This window comes from Arthrobacter sp. ISL-30 (assembly GCF_018613855.1).
GTDB lineage: Bacteria > Actinomycetota > Actinomycetes > Actinomycetales > Micrococcaceae > Arthrobacter.
The window spans coordinates 56115-73759 of sequence record NZ_JAGGPK010000044.1; the positions used below are offsets into that span (position 1 = coordinate 56115).

At 63.4% G+C, this 17645-nt stretch carries 14 protein-coding genes and 1 tRNA gene; 8 read left to right on the plus strand and 7 right to left on the minus strand.

Going from position 1 to position 17645, the window contains the following annotated elements; genetic code table 11:
- Positions 1-4: 4 nt before the first annotated feature.
- The 5 genes from J7E82_RS16750 (at position 5) to J7E82_RS16770 (ending at position 5664) form a co-directional block, all read left to right on the plus strand.
- Entirely contained in the window at positions 5-1378 is a 1374-nt protein-coding gene (locus J7E82_RS16750; protein ID WP_214864645.1) for a S8 family serine peptidase, read from the plus strand.
- A gap of 38 nt (positions 1379-1416) precedes the next feature.
- On the plus strand, positions 1417-2868 hold the full coding sequence (locus J7E82_RS16755) for an NAD(P)/FAD-dependent oxidoreductase (protein WP_214864647.1): 1452 nt from the start codon (positions 1417-1419) through the stop codon (positions 2866-2868).
- A gap of 89 nt (positions 2869-2957) precedes the next feature.
- A complete protein-coding gene (locus tag J7E82_RS16760) occupies positions 2958-3878 on the plus strand; it encodes an N-acetyltransferase (protein ID WP_214864649.1) in 921 nt (306 codons plus the stop codon).
- Positions 3879-3972: 94 nt separating this feature from the next.
- Positions 3973-4046: transfer RNA gene (locus J7E82_RS16765), tRNA-Leu, on the plus strand.
- Between the two features lie 253 nt (positions 4047-4299).
- Positions 4300-5664: an ABC transporter substrate-binding protein gene (locus J7E82_RS16770; RefSeq protein WP_214864651.1), complete on the plus strand. Its 1365-nt coding sequence runs from the start codon at positions 4300-4302 to the stop codon at positions 5662-5664.
- Between the two features lie 96 nt (positions 5665-5760).
- On the opposite strand, the gene J7E82_RS16775 is transcribed toward J7E82_RS16770, so the two are convergent.
- From J7E82_RS16775 to J7E82_RS16790, 4 genes are read right to left on the minus strand one after another with little or no spacing between them, the layout of a single operon-like run.
- Positions 5761-6534, minus strand: a complete 774-nt coding sequence (locus J7E82_RS16775) for an ABC transporter ATP-binding protein (RefSeq protein ID WP_214864653.1) — start codon at positions 6532-6534, stop codon at positions 5761-5763.
- Positions 6531-7643 carry an ABC transporter ATP-binding protein gene (locus tag J7E82_RS16780; protein ID WP_214864655.1) on the minus strand — a complete coding sequence of 371 codons (1113 nt, stop codon included), beginning with the start codon at positions 7641-7643 and terminating at the stop codon, positions 6531-6533. Before J7E82_RS16780 ends, J7E82_RS16775 begins: the two co-directional genes overlap by 4 nt.
- Positions 7640-8611, minus strand: coding sequence for a branched-chain amino acid ABC transporter permease (locus J7E82_RS16785; RefSeq protein ID WP_214864657.1), 972 nt, complete (start codon positions 8609-8611; stop codon positions 7640-7642). Before J7E82_RS16785 ends, J7E82_RS16780 begins: the two co-directional genes overlap by 4 nt.
- Positions 8612-8619: 8 nt before the next feature.
- Positions 8620-9894: a branched-chain amino acid ABC transporter permease gene (locus J7E82_RS16790; protein WP_214864659.1), complete on the minus strand. Its 1275-nt coding sequence runs from the start codon at positions 9892-9894 to the stop codon at positions 8620-8622.
- Positions 9895-10302: 408 nt separating this feature from the next.
- Here J7E82_RS16790 and J7E82_RS16795 point away from each other — a divergent pair, with 408 nt between their 5' ends.
- Positions 10303-11271: a Bax inhibitor-1/YccA family protein gene (locus J7E82_RS16795; RefSeq protein WP_214864661.1), complete on the plus strand. Its 969-nt coding sequence runs from the start codon at positions 10303-10305 to the stop codon at positions 11269-11271.
- A gap of 98 nt (positions 11272-11369) precedes the next feature.
- On the opposite strand, the gene J7E82_RS16800 is transcribed toward J7E82_RS16795, so the two are convergent.
- The 3 genes from J7E82_RS16800 to galT all read right to left on the minus strand — a co-directional run bounded on the left by J7E82_RS16800 (position 11370) and on the right by galT (position 15056).
- Positions 11370-12608 (minus strand): acetyl-CoA C-acetyltransferase, encoded by a 1239-nt coding sequence (locus J7E82_RS16800; protein WP_214864663.1) that lies wholly within the window; start codon positions 12606-12608, stop codon positions 11370-11372.
- 145 nt (positions 12609-12753) lie between these two features.
- On the minus strand, positions 12754-13914 hold the full coding sequence (gene galK, locus J7E82_RS16805) for a galactokinase (protein ID WP_214864665.1): 1161 nt from the start codon (positions 13912-13914) through the stop codon (positions 12754-12756).
- Positions 13911-15056, minus strand: coding sequence for a galactose-1-phosphate uridylyltransferase (gene galT / locus J7E82_RS16810; RefSeq protein WP_214864667.1), 1146 nt, complete (start codon positions 15054-15056; stop codon positions 13911-13913). The genes galK and galT overlap by 4 nt, the downstream gene beginning before the upstream one ends.
- A 163-nt stretch (positions 15057-15219) precedes the next feature.
- On the opposite strand from galT, the gene J7E82_RS16815 reads away from it, so the two are divergent.
- Both J7E82_RS16815 and J7E82_RS16820 read left to right on the plus strand, forming a co-directional pair.
- Positions 15220-16170: an aldose 1-epimerase family protein gene (locus J7E82_RS16815; RefSeq protein ID WP_214864669.1), complete on the plus strand. Its 951-nt coding sequence runs from the start codon at positions 15220-15222 to the stop codon at positions 16168-16170.
- A 105-nt stretch (positions 16171-16275) separates the two neighbouring features.
- Positions 16276-17643, plus strand: coding sequence for an AI-2E family transporter (locus tag J7E82_RS16820; protein WP_251042023.1), 1368 nt, complete (start codon positions 16276-16278; stop codon positions 17641-17643).
- Positions 17644-17645: the final 2 nt, after the last annotated feature.

Here is a 17645-nt window from a genome sequence, read left to right on the forward strand (position 1 = left end):
ACTAATGACCAAGCGATACCCCTTACGCCGCAGGGTGGCCTCGGCCGCCCTCGCTGCGCTGATCGCAGGCGGAAGCCTCGCCGGCGCCTTGGCCGGCGAATTGTCCGGAGCCCCCGCCGCCTATGCCGACTCTTGGCGTGACAAGGAGTACTGGCTCAAGGAATCGGGAATCACCAGCGCCTGGAAGTCCTCCAAAGGCGCCGGCGTAAAGGTGGCCATTATCGACAGCGGCGTCGACGGCCAGCATCCCGACCTTAAGGGGGCCGTCGTCGGAGGGTCCGACGCCTCCGGTGCAGGGAGCCTGGACGGACAGAAGGGCCTCGGCTCCAAACCCGAACACGGCACGCTCGTGGCAACCCTCCTGGCGGGCCGGGGGCATCAGCCGGATGACTCCACCCCGAGCCCCGGCGCTGACAGGTCGAACGGCGTCATGGGAGTGGCTCCCGAGGCCCAGATTCTAGCGGTGTCCACGTGGCTCGGTTCGCCGAATCCCGGTGGCAGGAGTGATCAGGAACAGATTCCCGCCGCCGTCCGCTGGGCAGTGGACAACGGCGCCAAAGTGATCAATATCTCCCTGGGAAGCACCTCGCCCGGCTGGCCGCAAAGCTGGGACGCTGCGTTTCTCTATGCCGAACAGAAGGACGTCGTGATCGTCGCGGCGGCTGGGAACAGGCTGGCTGGAAACGTCCAGGTCGGTGCGCCTGCAACGATCCCCGGCGTCCTCACCGTCGCGGGCCTGGACCGGGAAGGCAAGGCCAGCTTTGACTCATCCTCCCAGGGCATCACCATAGGGGTTGCCGCACCTGCCGAGAACCTCGTTGGCGGCATGCCCGGCGGGGGATATGCCGACTGGGCGGGAACGTCCGGCGCAGCCCCCATCGTCTCCGGAGTGGCGGCGCTGATCAGGTCCAAATGGCCCGAGATGAGCGCAAAGCAGGTCATCAACAGGATCGTCAGCACCGCCAAGGACACTGGTCCGGCCGGGAAGGACCCGATCTACGGCTTCGGCATCCTCAATGCAGAGGCGGCATTGAGCGCGACTGTACCAGTGGTCGACGTCAACCCCCTCGGATCCATCGCTGACTGGATTCGGGTACATCGACGCGGAGATCTCAGGGCACCTGCGCCACAGCCGACTGCCCCACCGACAAGTGCCCCGCCCACCCTGCCGGAAGCCACGATCCCCGTGGCCAAGCCTCCCTCCCAAGTAGACAACGCGCTTCCCGCGGCCGTGGTCATCGGGTTCGGCTGCATTTTCGCGGCTATCCTGGTCGGCGCCGGAGTGCACCTCAGGCGCGCCGTCAAGAACCCGCCGGAGGCTCCCAAGGAACCCGAAACAGGGGTGGTGGAAGTGGCGGACAAGACAGCCCCCAAGTAGTTAGTGAAGATTTTCACAAAGTACTGTATTCTGGATTTATGGCAACCACTCCAGAGCTCCAGGACCGTCCCCGTGTACTCGTCGTCGGCGGCGGATACGTCGGCCTGTACGTAGCACTCAAACTGCAGAAGAAGATCGCGAATGCAGGTGGCATCGTCACTCTCGTGGATCCACTGCCCTACATGACCTACCAGCCGTTCCTCCCCGAGGTAGCCGGCGGCAACATTGAGGCGCGCCACGCCGTCGTCTCCCACCGTCAGCACCTCAAGCAGACCGAACTCATCCAGGGTCGCGTCACTTCCATTGACCACGCCAACCGCACTGCGGTCGTGGCGCCGGCGGATGGCGGCTCCCCATTTGAAGTTCCGTACTTCGACGTCGTCCTCGCGGCCGGCGCCATCACCCGCACCTTCCCCATCAAGGGCCTCGCGGACAAGGGCATCGGCCTGAAGACCATTGAGGAAGCCGTTGCCCTGCGGAACAAGGTCCTTGAGCGGATCGAGGCCGCGTCCACTATGACGGATCCGGCGCTGCGTGCCAAGGCGCTGACGTTCGTTGTTGTAGGTGGCGGCTTCGCCGGCATCGAGTGCATCACCGAGATGGAAGACCTCGCCCGCGCCGCGGTGAAGAACAACCCGCGCGTCAGCCAGGAAGAAGTCCGCTTCGTCCTGGTCGAGGCCATGGGCCGCATCATGCCTGAGGTCACCCAGAAGCAGGCCGAGTGGGTTGTGGAGCACCTCCGCAGCCGCGGCATCGAGGTCCTGCTGAACACCTCCCTGGACAATGCCGAGGAGGCCCTCCGGCTTATCAACCTGCCGGACAAGACCCTGGCCCAGGAGTTCGAAGCCGACACCCTCGTGTGGACCGCCGGTGTGCAGGCCAACCCGATGGTGCGCTCCTCCGATTTCCCGCTTGAACCGCGCGGCCGTGTCCGTGTCCTTTCGGACCTCCGCGTCGCAGGCGACGAGGGCATCATCGAGAACGCCTGGGCTGCCGGCGACATCGCCGCAGTACCCGACCTCACGGACAGCGGGCTGCCGGACGGCACCTGCGTCCCCAACGCCCAGCACGCCCTTCGCCAGGCCAAGCGCCTTGCGAAGAACCTGTGGGCCTCCCGTTGGGAAAAGCCGCTCAAGGATTACAAGCACAAGAATCTTGGTGCGGTGGCCGGCTTCGGTGAGTGGAAGGGCGTTGCAAACATCAACCTCATCGGCAGCATCGGCCTCAAGGGCGGCCTCGCCTGGCTCGCACACCGCGGCTACCACGGCCTGGCCATGCCCACTGTGGAGCGCAAGGTCCGCGTGATCTTCGGCTGGATCCTGGCGTTCTTCCTGGGCCGCGACACCACGCAGCTCATCGACCTGGACAACCCGCGCGGCGCCTTCGTGGCCGCCGCCACTCCGGCCCCCAAGCCGGCAGCGGCAGCCCCGGTGGACAAGCCTACGGCACAGGCGGAAGTCAAAACACCGGTTTCAGCTGACGCCAAGTAGCGCTTCCAGCAATATCGACGGCGGCCGCCTCCCCTTACAGCGGGGAGGCGGCCGCCGTCGTCGTCCACAGGCAGAACTAGACTGATGGCATGGCAGGCGAAACCGACCTCAAGACCCTCCTTACCTCGCTGCGACCGGCGGTCCGGGAGGGCGACTATGTCTACGCTCTTTGGCCCCACGGGAAGCCCCTTGCGGGGGACATCGAGGCCGCGGTCCGGGAGGCCGAAGGCCTGACAGTCGTCCTGAGCAGGACAGAGGCGGACCGGCTCGGGCTTTCGTACGACTTCGTCGCTGCCTGGATCACGCTGCAGGTGCATTCTGCGCTTGAGGCAGTTGGGCTGACCGCCGCCGTCAGCGCTGCCCTGACGAAGGCTGGAATCAGCTGCAACGTGCTGGCTGGTTTCCACCACGACCACCTCCTGGTTCCCAGCGACGACGCTGGACGGGCGCTTGACGTCCTCACCCTGCTGGGCCGTGGACTTGTCTTGAGGGATGAACAGCCCGAGGACCGGGAGGCGCTGCTCGCCCTGACCGCTGAGGCCTTCGCCATTTCCCCCGTGACCGGATTGCCCGTGGACGGTACACCGATCGAGGTTGGAGCACTCCGCGAACTCTTCGACTGCCCCGAGTACATTCCCGCGCTGAGCATTGTGGCCGAGCTCGGGGGAGAAATCGTGGGGCACGTCATCAGCACCCGTGGATGGGTGGGGGAACTTGAGATGCTGGGGCTTGGACCGATCAGCGTCCATCCGCATTTCCAGCGCCAAGGCATCGGCTCGGCCCTCATGCACGAATCGGCCAGTCGGGCGGAGGCTGCCGGTGAACCCGGTATCGCCCTGGTCGGCAACCCCGCCTACTACGGCCGGTTCGGCTACGCGCCTTCCCACAGCTTCGGCGTCGAACCGCCCCACGCCGAGTGGGGAGAGGCTTTCCAGCTCCTGCCGCTATCCGGATGGCCCGACGGCGTCCGGGGAACCTTCCGCTACTCCGGGCCGCTGGCGGCGCTGTAGCTCACTGTTAGGGCGGGTATTCCTTGGTTGGCGGCCTTCCCCTGGCGGGCTGGCTTCCGTCTGAGGAGTCTCGGTGGGTTACCATTGTGCGGGCGCCCCAGTGGCCCAATTGGCAGAGGCATCAGACTTAAAATCTGAGAGTTGTGGGTTCGAGTCCCACCTGGGGCACACGATCAATCCAAGGACCATTCCACGAGATCTCTCCTGGGGATCCTTCGGCGAAAGGCGGGGCCCGAGCGGGCCCCGCCTTTTCCGTTGTCTCCGCGTAATTTTATTGATTCCCCACAGGCAACGAGAGTTACAAGGATGTGACCTCATTCACTTATCTTCCCGATTAATTTGGACTAGCTTGAGACTTAATCAGGAATCCCTGATCAATCGCTCAAAGGCAGTTCGCACCTTTCGATCGAGGAGACAATGAATGTTTGATCTTTCCCAAGCGGCACCCCGGACTGCCAGGCTCACAGCGCTTGGCGTCGGCGTCGGCGTCGCTCTTCTAGCCACAGCTTGTGGTGGACCCTCCACACCAGGCTCAACTGGAACCACCACGGCCGGGGCCGGAGGAATCTCCTGTCCTGCTCCTGGTGCGGGGGCCGGTACCGCCACTACCCAGGCCGCCGCCGCCCCCACGGGACCAGTACCTGCCTCGACCACCACCACCGACACGCCACTGAAGATTGGCTCGCTGCTGCCCACAACGGGCAACCTGGCCTTCCTTGGCCCACCCGAAATTGCCGGCGTCAACCTCGCCATCAAGGAGATCAACGCCGCTGGCGGCGTCCTTGGCAAGCCCGTAGAGGTGATCCACCGCGACTCCGGCGACACCAAGACGGACACGGCAACTCAATCCACTACCGCGCTCCTAGCGGCAGGTTCCCAAGCGATTATCGGGGCGGCATCGTCCTCGGTGTCCAAGACGGTCATCAACCAGATCACGGGTGCGGGCGTCGTGCACTTCTCGCCGGCCAACACCTCGCCGGACTTCACCACATGGGATGACAAGGGCCTCTACTGGCGCACAGCTCCTTCCGATGTGCTCCAGGGCAAGGTTCTTGGCAACTACATGGCCACCTGTGGCGCCCAGACCGTGGGCATGATCGTCCTCAACGACGCCTACGGCACCGGCCTGCAGAAGAACGTCAAGGAATCCTTCGAGGCCGCCGGCGGCAAGGTTGTTGCCGAGGAGCTGTACAACACCGGCGACTCCCAGTTCCAGTCCCAGGTGGACAAGGTGGTGGCTGCCAAGCCGGATGCCATTGCACTGATCACCTTCGATGAGGTGAAGCAGATCGTTCCGCTGCTGACGGCCAAGGGCATCAAGGGCAGCCAGATGTTCCTCGTTGACGGCAATACTTCGGACTACAGCCAGGTCTTCCAGCCCGGAACGCTTACGGGTGCACATGGAACCTTCCCTGGAACGTTCACGAAGGACGAATTCAAGCAAGCCCTGCTTTCCGTTGATCCGGCCCTGACGGACTTCACGTACGGCGGCGAATCATATGATGCTGCGAACCTCATCGCTTTGGCCGCCGAATCCGCGAAGAGCACCAAGGGAACCGATATTGCCGCAAAGCTGAAGGACATGTCCGAAGGCGGAGATAAGTGCAGCGACTACGCATCCTGCGTCACGCTGCTTCGCAACGGCAAGGACATCGACTACGACGGCAAGTCCGGTCCGATTACCTTCTCTGATGCTGGAGACCCGACCGAAGCCTACATCGGCATCTACGAGTTCACCAACGAAAACTCGCTGAAGCCGGTTCAGGAAGAGTTCGGCAGGCTGTAAGCCGCATCCGACTGATGCAGTAGTAGAGGCCCCGTTCCTGAAGGAACGGGGCCTCTTACTTGTGCCTGGAGGTTCTTCCTGGCGGCTCTTGCAGCCTTAATCCACGTTGTCTGCCAGCGTGCCAAGGTACAGGTGGATCACCTTCGGGTCACTCATGAGTTCCCGGCCAGTTCCCGTATACGCGTCCTTGCCCTGGTCCAGGACATAGCCGCGGTCACAAATCTGCAGGCAGCGGCGCGCGTTCTGCTCCACCATGATGACCGATACTCCGGCGCGGTTGATCTCGTGAACCCGCAGGAACGTCTCGTCCTGCTTGACGGGCGAAAGGCCGGCGGATGGCTCGTCGAGCAGGAGCACAGCCGGATCCATCATGAGGGCGCGACCCATTGCTACCATCTGCCGCTCTCCGCCAGAGAGGGAGCCCGCCCGCTGGGCGCGGCGCTTGCCAAGTTCGGGGAACAGGCTGGTGACGAAGTCGAAGCGTTCGGCGAAGGCCTTGGGCCGCTGGTACATCCCCATCTGCATGTTCTCTTCGATGGTGAGGGTGGCAAACACGTTATTGTTCTGGGGCACGAAGCCCACACCCTGGCTGACCAGCTTGTTAGCTTTCAGTCCCGTGATGTCCTTGCCCCGAACCACCACCTTGCCTGAGTGGACCTTGACCAGGCCGAACATGGCCTTCAGGAGCGTGGACTTCCCCGCTCCGTTGGGTCCGATAATGCCGATCAGTTCACCCTTGCGGGCCTCGATGCTGCACCCGTTCAGGATGTTGACGCCGGGAAGGTACCCGGCCACAAGATCAGTGACGCTGACAACGAGGTCGTCCGTCTGGGAAGGGCTGGCTGCTGGCATTGCACTAGTGGCACTCATTTTTCGTCCTTCTCTTTGAAGCCTGGGTCCTTCATGCCGGATTCCAGCGAGCCGGGATCCTCGGCGGGGGGCGACTGAAGTCCTTCTGGACTGAGTTCGTGTTGCCTGAGGTCACTGTGGAGCAGGTCGGGGGCAACGGCGTCGATGGCAATAATGCCGGCGTCTTCGGTGCCTACAATGGACTCCTCGTCCGCCTCGAGCTCGGCCTCCAGCGCTTTGATGCCTTCCGTGTCGCCGAGGTCGACGTCGTGGTGGGCACCCAGGTAGGCGTCGATTACGGCGGGGTCCCTCATGACTTCTGCGGGAGGTCCCTCAGCAACGATCCTGCCTTCCGCCATGACCACTACCCAGTCGGCGATGTGGCGCACCATGTTCATGTCGTGCTCGACGAACAGGACGGTCATGCCTTCTGCCTTGAGGTTCTTGATGTGGTCCAGGAGGGACTGCGTGAGCGCCGGGTTCACCCCTGCCATTGGCTCGTCAAGCATGACGAGTTTTGGCTTGGCCATGAGGGAACGAGCCATCTCGAGGAGCTTGCGCTGGCCTCCCGAAAGCGACGCGGCATAGTCGTCCTTCTTGGCGTCGAGCTTGAACTTTTCGAGCAGGGCATCGGCCTGGGTCGTGATCTCCTTTTCCCGAATGCCCCAGAGGTTTTTGAAGAGGGCCTTGTGGAGCCGTTCACCCGGCTGGTCGGCGCCGCCCAGGCGCATGTTTTCCATGACCGTGAGCTTGCCCATGACCTTGGTCAGCTGAAAGGTCCGGACCATTCCCATACGCGCCAGTTTGTAGGAGGACACACCTTCGATGTGCCTGCCTTCAAACTTCCATTTACCGGAGTTTGGGGTGTCAAAGCCGGTCAGAAGGTTGAACAGGGTGGTCTTCCCTGCGCCATTCGGGCCGATGAGGGCTGTGATCTTGTGCCTGGGGACCTCAAGGTATTCGACGTCGACGGCGTTGATGCCGCCGAAGGAGCGGGTGACTTTTTCCGCCACGAGGATTGGATCCCGCTTCCGGCATCCCGGACCGGCTTCCTCGGCCGCGATGGGCCGGGTATCGGTCATGTAGTCGGTGTTTTCGTTGACTTGTACTGACACTTGATGCTCACTCATGCGAACGCAAGCTCCTTTTTATTGCCGAAGACGCCCTGCGGCCTGAAGATCATGAGGAGCATCAGGGCCACCCCCACGAGGATGAAACGCAGCTGGCCGGCCTGGACCGTTGAGATGAAAGTGACCGCTCCCGATTCGATGAGTCCGGACAGCACGTTCTGCGTCAGGGAGAGAACCACCCAGAAGATCATGGCCCCGACGATCGGCCCAAGGACCGTGGACATACCGCCAAGGAGCAGGACCGTCCATAGGAAGAACGTGAGGTCCGTGGCGTAGTTTGCAGGCTGCACCGAGCCGCGCGGCAGGGTGAACAGCAGCCCGGCCAGAGCACCGAGAATACCGCCGATGATCAAGGCCTGCATCTTGTAGGAATAAACGTTCTTGCCAAGCGAGCGGACGGCATTCTCGTCCTCCCGGATGCCCTTGAGCACGCGTCCCCAAGGGCTGCGCATCAGCAGCCAGACGGTCAGCGCACAGAGGATCACGACGGCCCAGCACACAACCCGGACATAGAGGTCCCGGTTGCTCCAGCCAAAGATGTAGGTGCCTTCCGGGAAGGGGTTGAAGGTATCGAATTCCCGCTGGAAAGATGACAGGCCGTCGGCCGATCCGGTGATGCGGAAAAGGGTGTTGGTGGTGACGATGTAGCGGATGATTTCCGCGGCGGCGATGGTCACAATGGCCAGGTAGTCGGCCCTCAGGCGGAGCGTCGGTACACCCAGCAACAGGGCAAAGGCCACGGCGCAAAGGATTGCGATGAGGAGGCCGACGATGAACGGCACGTTGAAGGTCAGGGTTGAAATAGCGAAACCATAGGCGCCAACGGCCATGAATCCGGCCTGGCCGAAGTTAAGCAAACCCGAATAGCCGAAGTGCACAGCCAGGCCGAGCGCCGCGAGGGCATAGGCAGCGGTTGTCGGCGTCAAGAACTCGCCGAGGGCGAGGCCGAAGATACTTCCAAAGTCCATAGCTGTTCCTAACCCACACGCTCACGCCGGCCGAGGATACCCTGCGGACGGAAGAGAAGGACGATGATCATGATGACCAGGGCACCGACATACTTCAGGTCCGGCGGCAGGACCAGGCTGGTGAGCTCGATGAAGACGCCGACCACGAGGGATCCGATAAGCGCGCCGAACACCGTGCCCAGCCCTCCCAAAGTCACGCCCGCGAAGATGGCCAGCAGGATCTGGGAACCCATATCCCACGTCACTCCGGGTCGGTAGTAGGCCCAGAGAATGCCTCCCAGGGCGGCGAGGACGCCACCCACCACCCAGACGATGCGGATGACCCGATCGACGTCGATACCCGAGGCCGCGGCAAGGGCAGGGTTATCGGCAACAGCTCGTGTCGCCTTGCCCAGGCGGGTCTTGAGCAGGACGAATCCAAGGGTCCCGATGACGACCGCCGAGACGAGGAGGGACCACAAGGTGTTCGGGGACAGGGAAAGCGTACCGATCTGGACGTCGCTGACCTGGGCGCCGGGCAGCTGTTGCGTGGCTCCGCCGAAGAAGAACTGGTAGAGGTAGCGCGTGGCGAGGGCGAGGCCGATGGAGACGATCATCATCGGCACAAGTCCGGTACCTCGGAGGCGCAGCGGCCTCCAGAGGACAGAGTCCTGAAGGAAGCCAAATCCGGCCCCCACAACCAGTGCCAGCGCAATCCCGATCCATAGCGGCAGGCCCAGGCCGTTGAAGACGAACACAGAGAGTGCGCCCAGCGTCACCATCTCGCCATGGGCGAAGTTGGTAAGGCCGGTGGTACCGAAGATCAGCGATAGTCCGACAGACGCAAGGGCGAGCAGGAGCCCGAAGCTCAGGCCCGCTACGAGCCGGTTAAGCACATTCTGGGCCAGGTTCTGCTCCTGTAACACGATGCCTTTGCCGAACGCGAAGATCACCGAGAGATTGGAGGTCTGGCTGAAGGTGACACTACGTGGGTTTTCCTGTCCCTCGGCGAGGGTGATGCCTTCGGGAAGAGTGGAGGTGTCCAGCTCGACTTCATAGGTTCCCTGGGTGGGAACACCGATACTCCAGGAGCCGTTGGCAGAGGAAGTGGCAGATCCCTCGAAGCCATTCCCCCTGGCGGTGATCTTCACCCCGGGGATGGGCGCACGGGTATCGTCGCGGAGGAAGCCGCTGATGTTGTTCTGGAACTGTTGGGGGGAAGGCGAAGGCGATGGGGTAGTAGCCTGCGCTGCCGGAGCGGCGACCAGCAGGGCCGTCATGAGGACGGCGAATAATGCCCCCATGGCTTTCTGCAGTCCTTTGGACCGTCTCTTGGACTGGTCTGGGGGTGTGCTTCTCAAAATGGAAACCTCCACAGTGGGGGTGATCCCGGCTGCGCCATTGCTGCCGGTGCGAACGGTCACGGGCCTTTGAAACAGCCTCAAATACTGCCTCTGCTGTGACGCTGGTCACCCGTGATGGGCCTATGTTACCGCCCGGAAAGGGCAAAAAAACCGGCCCGGCCTGCCGCCCATGTCGCGATCGGATAACAACTGTGCCTTTTGAGGCAACAAGCGAATGGAGAAATCTCCTCCAACGGCGTATCACGGTTGTATTGCGCTTTGTCTCGCAGGGAACTTTCCCTGCCACCGGAGCGTGGGAATTGATACCGTGAACTATAACTTTGCCCTTTCCTCAGGAGGAAACCCGTAATGGCACTTGGCGGAAACCCGATCTTCAACGGAAAGAATTTCCGTGGAGCCACCCAGGCACCGCCTGTTCCGCAGGCCCCGTATGGCCAGGCTCCCTATGGCAACAACCCCTACGGCCAGGCTCCCTACGGCCAGGCTCCCTACGGCCAGGCTCCCTATGGCCAGGCACCGTATGGCCAGGCTCCCTACGGCCAGGCACCGTATGGCCAGGCACCGGGCCCGAGCATGACCCCGGAGCAGCTGGAGCAGATGTACAACCGGCCGCCTGCCGGGCCGGTTGAGACCGGCCGCATCACCTACGACGACGTCATCGTCAAGACGGTTGCCTGCCTCTCCGCCGTCGTACTCGGTGCCGCGGTTACCCTGTTCGTTTCGTATTCCCTGGCCGTTGTCCTCATGATCGTCGGCGCTTTGGGCGGCTTCGTCCTGGCGTTGGTGAACACGTTCAAGAAGCAGCCCTCGCCGGCGCTGATCCTGGCGTATGCGGGCCTCGAAGGCCTCTTCCTTGGCGGCCTCACACGAATTCTTGACACAATGGCTCCCGGCGTCGGGCTTCAGGCCGTCATCGGAACGCTCTCCGTCTTCGCCGTGACCCTCCTGCTGTTCAAGAGCGGGAAGGTGCGCGCCACGCCCAAGGCGATGCGGTTCTTCATGATCGCCGTCATCGGCTATGCGGTCTTCGCCCTGATCAACATGATGCTGGTGTGGACCGGAGCAGTAGATTCCCCGTTCGGACTCCGTACCAGCGTCGAGATCTTCGGCATCCCGCTGGGTGTGTTCATCGGCCTCCTGGCCATTGGCCTTGCTGCGTTCTCGCTCATCATGGACTTCACCATGATCGAAGAGGCCGTCAACCACGGTGCTCCGCAGCGGTTCTCCTGGACAGCGGCTTTCGGCCTTACTGTCACCCTGGTGTGGCTGTACGTGGAGATCATCCGCCTGCTTGCGATCCTGCGCGGCGAGGAATAGACGGTTACAAGCTGAGCCGGAAAAGCTGAGCTAGGAAAATACCCCCGGCGGATTCATCGCCGGGGGTATTTTCATGCGCAGTGTCCCAGCTTCCCCTCTTAGCTGAGCCGTTCGAAGACCACGGCCATTCCCTGGCCCCCGCCCACGCAGAGCGTCGCAAGCCCCAGCGTTCCGTCCCTCTCGCGCAGGCCATTGAGGAGGGTTGCGGTCATTCTGGCCCCGGTCATGCCGAAGGGATGGCCGAGGGCAATGGCACCACCATGGACATTGAGTTTCTCCGGGTCGATGCCCAGATCCCGGGCGCTTGCCACAACCTGGACCGCGAACGCTTCGTTCAACTCCACGAGGTCGATGTCCTGCAACGTCAGCCCGGCCTGTGCCAGGGCCCGCCTGGTTGATTCAACAGGCCCCATGCCCATGAGCTCAGGTGAAAGTGCACTGACCCCGGTCGAGACGACGCGCGCCAGGGGCTGAAGCCCCAGTTCGGCCGCCCGGGTGTTGCTCATGACGACGACGGCTGCCGCACCGTCATTGAGCGGGCAGGCATTGCCGGCCGTGACTGTCCCTTCGCGCCGGAACACGGGCTCCAGTGCTGCGACAGCCTCGAGCGTGACTCCCACGCGGGGAGAGTCGTCCCGGTCCACCACTGATCCGTCTTTCCTGGTGTAGGGAGTGATCTCCCGGGCATAGAACCCGGAGGCGATGGCGGCTTCGGCCCTATTCTGGCTCAGCACGGCCCACTCGTCCTGCTCAGCCCGGCTGATGCCGTAGCTCGTGGCGACGTTTTCGGCGGTCTGCCCCATTGCGATGTAGACGTCCGGAAGGCGCCCGCCCAGACGCGGATCGGTCCAAGGCGTGTTGGAAGCAGCGCGGGCTGCTGTACGCTTCCCTGCCGCCTCAAACAGCGGGTTGTGATTGCCGGCATCGGTTTCCCCGGCCCCGGCCCAGTTCTGGTACCGGGAAACGGCTTCAACTCCGGCGGAGACAAAGGCATGCCCTTCCCCGGCCTTGATGGCATGGAAAGCCATGCGCAGGGTCTGCAGGCTGGAGGCACAGAACCGGTTCACGGTCACGGCGGGCACCTCATCCATTCCAGCCAGCACGGCCACCACCCGCGCCATGTTGGAGCCCGCCTCACCGCTTGGTTCGGCACAGCCAAGATAAAGGTCGTCAAGGGCGCGGCCGTCATTGAGGCCGGCCTCGAAGCCAGGCACCTTGGCAAGTGCCGCCATGACCATTGCGGTGGCGAGATCGTCAGGGCGTTCGTCCTTCAGGGAGCCCTTGAAGGCCCGGCCGATCGGACTCCTTGCCGTGGATACAATGACAGCCTCAGTCATGGCCTCAGCTTAGCCCCCTGCCTAAGGTTGCTAAAGGGCCGGAAATCCCCAACTGACTCGCATTAGTTGTCGTTCTGGGGGCCCAAAACGACAACTAATGCGACCTACTTGGGCGGCGCTCGAAGCAGGCGTTCCGGCAGGCCGTTCAGGCGAGGCGGCGGGCGCCATCGGCGGGGGTCACCGTGAAGATGTCCGGGGTGGTGAACCCGGCGTCGGCAAAAGCGATAACGACGGCGTCCCGCACCTGCTGCTCCAGCCTGGCGGGAGTCAGGGCAATGGCAGAGCCGCCAAAGCCGCCACCGGTCATCCGGGCGCCAATGGCGCCGCTTGACCGGGAGGCTTCCACCGCTACGTCCAGCTCCTGGCAGGAGATTTCGAAGTCGTCCCTCATCGACACGTGGCTGGCGTCCAGGAGGGCGCCGATGTACTGAGGACCATCCGAGCTGAGCAGTTCCACTGTCTGCAGGACGCGGTCGTTTTCGGTCACCACGTGCCGGACCCTGCGGAATGTCACGTCATCCAGCAGGCCGGAGGCCTCTTCCAGCATCTCGACGCCGACATCCCGGAGGGCGGGAACCCCCAGGACCTGGGCGCCGAGTTCGCAGGATTCGCGGCGGGACGCGTAGCCGCCGTCGGCGTGGGAGTGCGAGACCTTCGTGTCGATGACGAGCAGGACAAGTCCTGCTTCTTCGGCTTCGAAAGGGACAAGCTGCACGCCCTGGTCCCGGCAATCCAGGAAGACTGCATGGCCCTTGGCGCCTCGCAGCGAGGCAGACTGGTCCATGATCCCGGTTGGCGCGCCCACGAAGGCGTTCTCCGCATGCTGCGTGGCGAGCACCATCTGCTCGGCCGCCAGGCCAGCGTCCGTCAGCTCATTCAGGGCGAGGATGACCGCGCATTCGATCGCGTGGGAGGACGACAGTCCGGCGCCCAAGGGCACGTCCGAGTCCAGGAGGAGGTCAAGCCCGGGAACGTCGATACCGCGTTGCTTGAGCGCCCAGACGACACCCAGCGGATACTTGGTCCAGCCCTTAGCCGTCAACGGTTCCAGGGTGGCGATATCTGTTTCAACCAGGCCATGGTCCCCGTACGTGGACAGCATCCGGACCGTCGAGTCTCTGCGGACGCGAATGGCTACACGTGCTGTCTTATCGATAGCGAACGGCAGGACAAAGCCCTCGTTGTAGTCAGTGTGTTCACCGATCAGGTTGACCCTTCCCGGGGCCTGCCAGACGCCGTCGGGAGCGGTACCAAAGGCTTCCTCGAAGCGGGAGCTGAGCTGGGCGACTGAGGGAGCGGTAATCATGAGTTCACGCTTTCCAGGACTGTGGTGGCTGCCGGGACGACGACTGAGCGAAGGCGTTCGGCCACGGCTTCCGGTGTGGTGTCGTTGATGAAGGCTCCCATGGCGGCTTCCGAGCCTGCAAGGAACTTCAGCTTGTCGGCGGCGCGGCGCGGGGACGTCAATTGCAGGTGGAGGTAGCTGGCGGGGCGAAGCACGGCGTCAAGGGGCGCCTGGTGCCAGGCCGAAATATAAGGCGTCGGTGTTGGGTAGAGAGCGTCCAGCCTCTTCAACAGGTCCAAGTAGACGTGGGCGAGCTCGTCCCTTTCTTCGCCCGTCAGTCCCGCAAGGTCCGGAACCTGGCGGTGCGGAACAAGGTGGATCTCCAGCGGCCAGCGGGCGGCAAAGGGAACGAAGGCGCTGAAGTTGTCGCTTTCGAGAACCATCCGGCTTCCGTCCTCGCGTTCTGCCCGGAGGAGCGACGCCATCAGCGTCTCCTTGCCGTCCACCCGGTCGAAATGACGGCGGGCTGCCGCCCCCATGACTTCAGCGCGAGGCGTGATGTAGGGGTAGGCGTAAATCTGGCCGTGCGGATGGTGCAGGGTCACTCCGATTTCCGCGCCCCGGTTTTCGAACGGAAACACCTGCTTGATGCCGGGCATCGCGCTCAGGGCCGCGGTGCGCTGGGCCCAGGCCTCTACGACAGTGCGGGCGCGTACTTCGCTCAACCCACTGAATGAACCCGTGTGCTCCGGCGTGAAGGAGACCACTTCACAGCGGCCGTAGGCGGGCCCGGTCGTGCCCCAGGTGGGATGGGAAGGGATGTCCCCAAGATCCGGCCCCAACGAAGGGAAGCGGTTTTCAAAAACGACGACGTCGTAGTCGGACGCCGGGATCTCCGAGGGATTTCCCGCAGTGGTGGGGCAGATGGGGCATTGTTCTGCAGGAGGCAGGTGGGTTCGGCTCTGCCGGTGCGCGGCCACGGCCACCCATTCGCCTGACAGCGCATCGAAGCGCACTTCGCCGGGGGCTCCACGGGGCGGGAGTTCCCGATGGTCCGTAGTGGCCTCGGCGGAGCGGTCACGGCTGCCGGGCGCGGCCGTGGAATCATCAAAATAGATCAGCTCCCGGCCATCAGACAGGGTGGTGTTGGTGATCGTGGTCATCGCTGGTGTCCTCACGGGGGCTGGACGCGTACGGGTTTCTGACGTCCAGTGTCCCACACTTTGCGCCAAAAACGTTCAAAACAGCATAAATTCAAACAAAAAGTAACAATGGGGAGGCGAGGAGGCAGGCTGCACTGTACTGGTGGCACGGTACGGTATTGCCATGCACCCCGATTCTCCTTCCTACGCCGACGCCCACGACGCTGAATCCCGGCGTTACGCCACAGGCCGGCAGTTTGAACTGCGCCGCGGCGACGCCCTCGCCGTCGTCACCGAGCTCGCCGCCGGGCTGCGGCTGTTCAGCCGCTCCGGGATTCAACTGACGGAGAGCTATTCCGACGACGAGATTCCTCCCGGGGCCACCGGTATCACCCTGGCCCCCTGGGCGAATCGTATTGAAGGCGGAGTCTGGTACCTGAACGGCAAGAAGCAGCAGCTGGATATCACGGAGGTCTCCAGGGGCAATGCAAGCCATGGCCTGCTGCGCAACGCCTCCTATTGCCTCATGGAAGAATCCGAGTTCTCCATCACGCTGGAAGCCACGATCTTTCCGCAGCACGGTTACCCCTTCCTGGTGCGGCACCAGGTCAGGTATGAACTGGACGAAAGCTTGGCCCTGCGCGTCGCCCAAACCCTGGTCAACGATTCGCACAGCGCCGCCCCTTTCGTGCTGGGGGCACACCCGTACCTGCGGCTCGGTGACACACCGTTGGAAGAGCTCGTGCTGACCGTGCCTGCCGCTACCCGGCTGCTCGCGGACGAGAAATTGATTCCCCGGAATGCGGAGCCCGTCGGCATAGACTTCGACCTCCGAGAAGGCCGGCAGGTTTCCGGACTGAAGATCGACGTCGCATATACGGACCTGGAGTTCGACGGCGGCACCGCCCGCCACGTTCTTTCGGCTTCGGACGGTCGCACCGTTAGCCTCGAACAGGATGAGAACTGCTCCTATGTCCATGTCTTTGTCTCCGAAACCTTCCCGGGCCGCGAAAAGGCAGTTGCGATCGAACCCATGACGGGACCGGCCAACGCCTTCAACAGCGGCGACGGGCTGCGGTGGCTCGCCCCAGGGGAGTCCTTCATGATGAACTGGGGTATCACGGCCTCCCTATAAGGGACCGTTGGCCCAACGGTTTCCCTACCGAGTTTCCCTACAGGGGTGTGGCTGGGGAAGTATTGAGTCATGACGCCTGCAAACGATGCCTCATCGACTCCGCCAATGGCGACACAAGCGGCCGTTTCCCAGCAGCTGTCGCAGGAGCCCGCGCTGTCGCAGGAGCCCGCGCTGGCGCAGGAGCCTGACCAGTCGCAGGAAGCGGGCGCGGCCAGGACTTCGAAGCGCAACGAGACGCAAATTGCCGAGGACATCCCGTACGGCGTCCGCATCGCGGCCGCCTGGGCATGGCGCATCGGCCTGCTGCTAGTCGTTGGCGGCGCCCTTGTATGGCTGCTGGGAAGGGTCAGCTTCCTGATCATTCCCATCATGGTGGCCGCTCTCCTCGCCGGACTCCTGTACCCGGTTGTGGCGTGGCTGCGGAACGGGCTTCCCAATGGAGCCGCCGTGGCTATCACAGTGCTCGGCTTTATGGGGCTGATCGCGGGCGCGCTGGCCCTGGTCGGCCGGCAACTGGTGTCCGGTTTCGCGGAGCTGTGGCAGGAATCCCTGGCGGGCATCCAGACCATCCAGACCTGGCTCGCCGAAGGACCGCTGCACCTCACTGCTGCCCAAATCGATCAATACATCAGGGACGCAACCACAGCCCTGCAGAACAACAGCAGCAGCATCCTCAGCGGCGCCCTTTCCTTCGGAAGCACAGCAGGACACTTCGCGGCCGGGATGGTCCTGGCGCTCTTCATCCTGATTTTCTTCCTGCTGGAGGGAGAACGAATCTGGGGCTTCCTGGTACGGCTCATGCCGCGCCAGGCACGCGCCGCTACGGACGGCGCCGGCCGGCGCGGCTGGACCTCAATGGTGAACTACACCCGCATCCAGATGTTTGTGGCTTTCGTGGACGCGGTGGGCATTGGCGTCGGCGCAGCGATTATCGGAGTGCCCCTGGCACTTCCGCTGTCGGTGCTGGTCTTCATCGGTTCCTTCATTCCGGTCGTTGGTGCCCTGGTGACCGGCGCCATCGCGGTCCTGCTGGCCCTTGTGGCCAACGGCCCGGTGAACGCGCTCATCATGCTTGGCATTGTGCTGCTGGTGCAGCAGCTGGAGAGCCACATCCTCCAGCCCCTCGTGATGGGCAAGGCCGTGGCACTGCATCCAGTGGCTGTGATCCTCTCCGTGGCAGCCGGTTCCTACCTCGCGGGCATCCCGGGAGCGCTCTTTGCCGTCCCCCTGCTGGCCGTAGCAAACTCGGCCATTCGCTATATTGCGGCGCGGACGTGGGAACATGATGAAGGACTGGCCGTCGCCCGACTGCGGACCGAGGCTGCCTTGGCGGCCACAAGCCAGGACACAACCATCAAGACTGTCAGCTTCCCCGGCTCGCGGAACCGCGGTATCGGCGGCGGAGCTGCCAAGATGTCTGCCGCGGAAGCCTCCTCCCGGGGTGCGGCCGCCGACAAGGACAAAGGAGAATGACC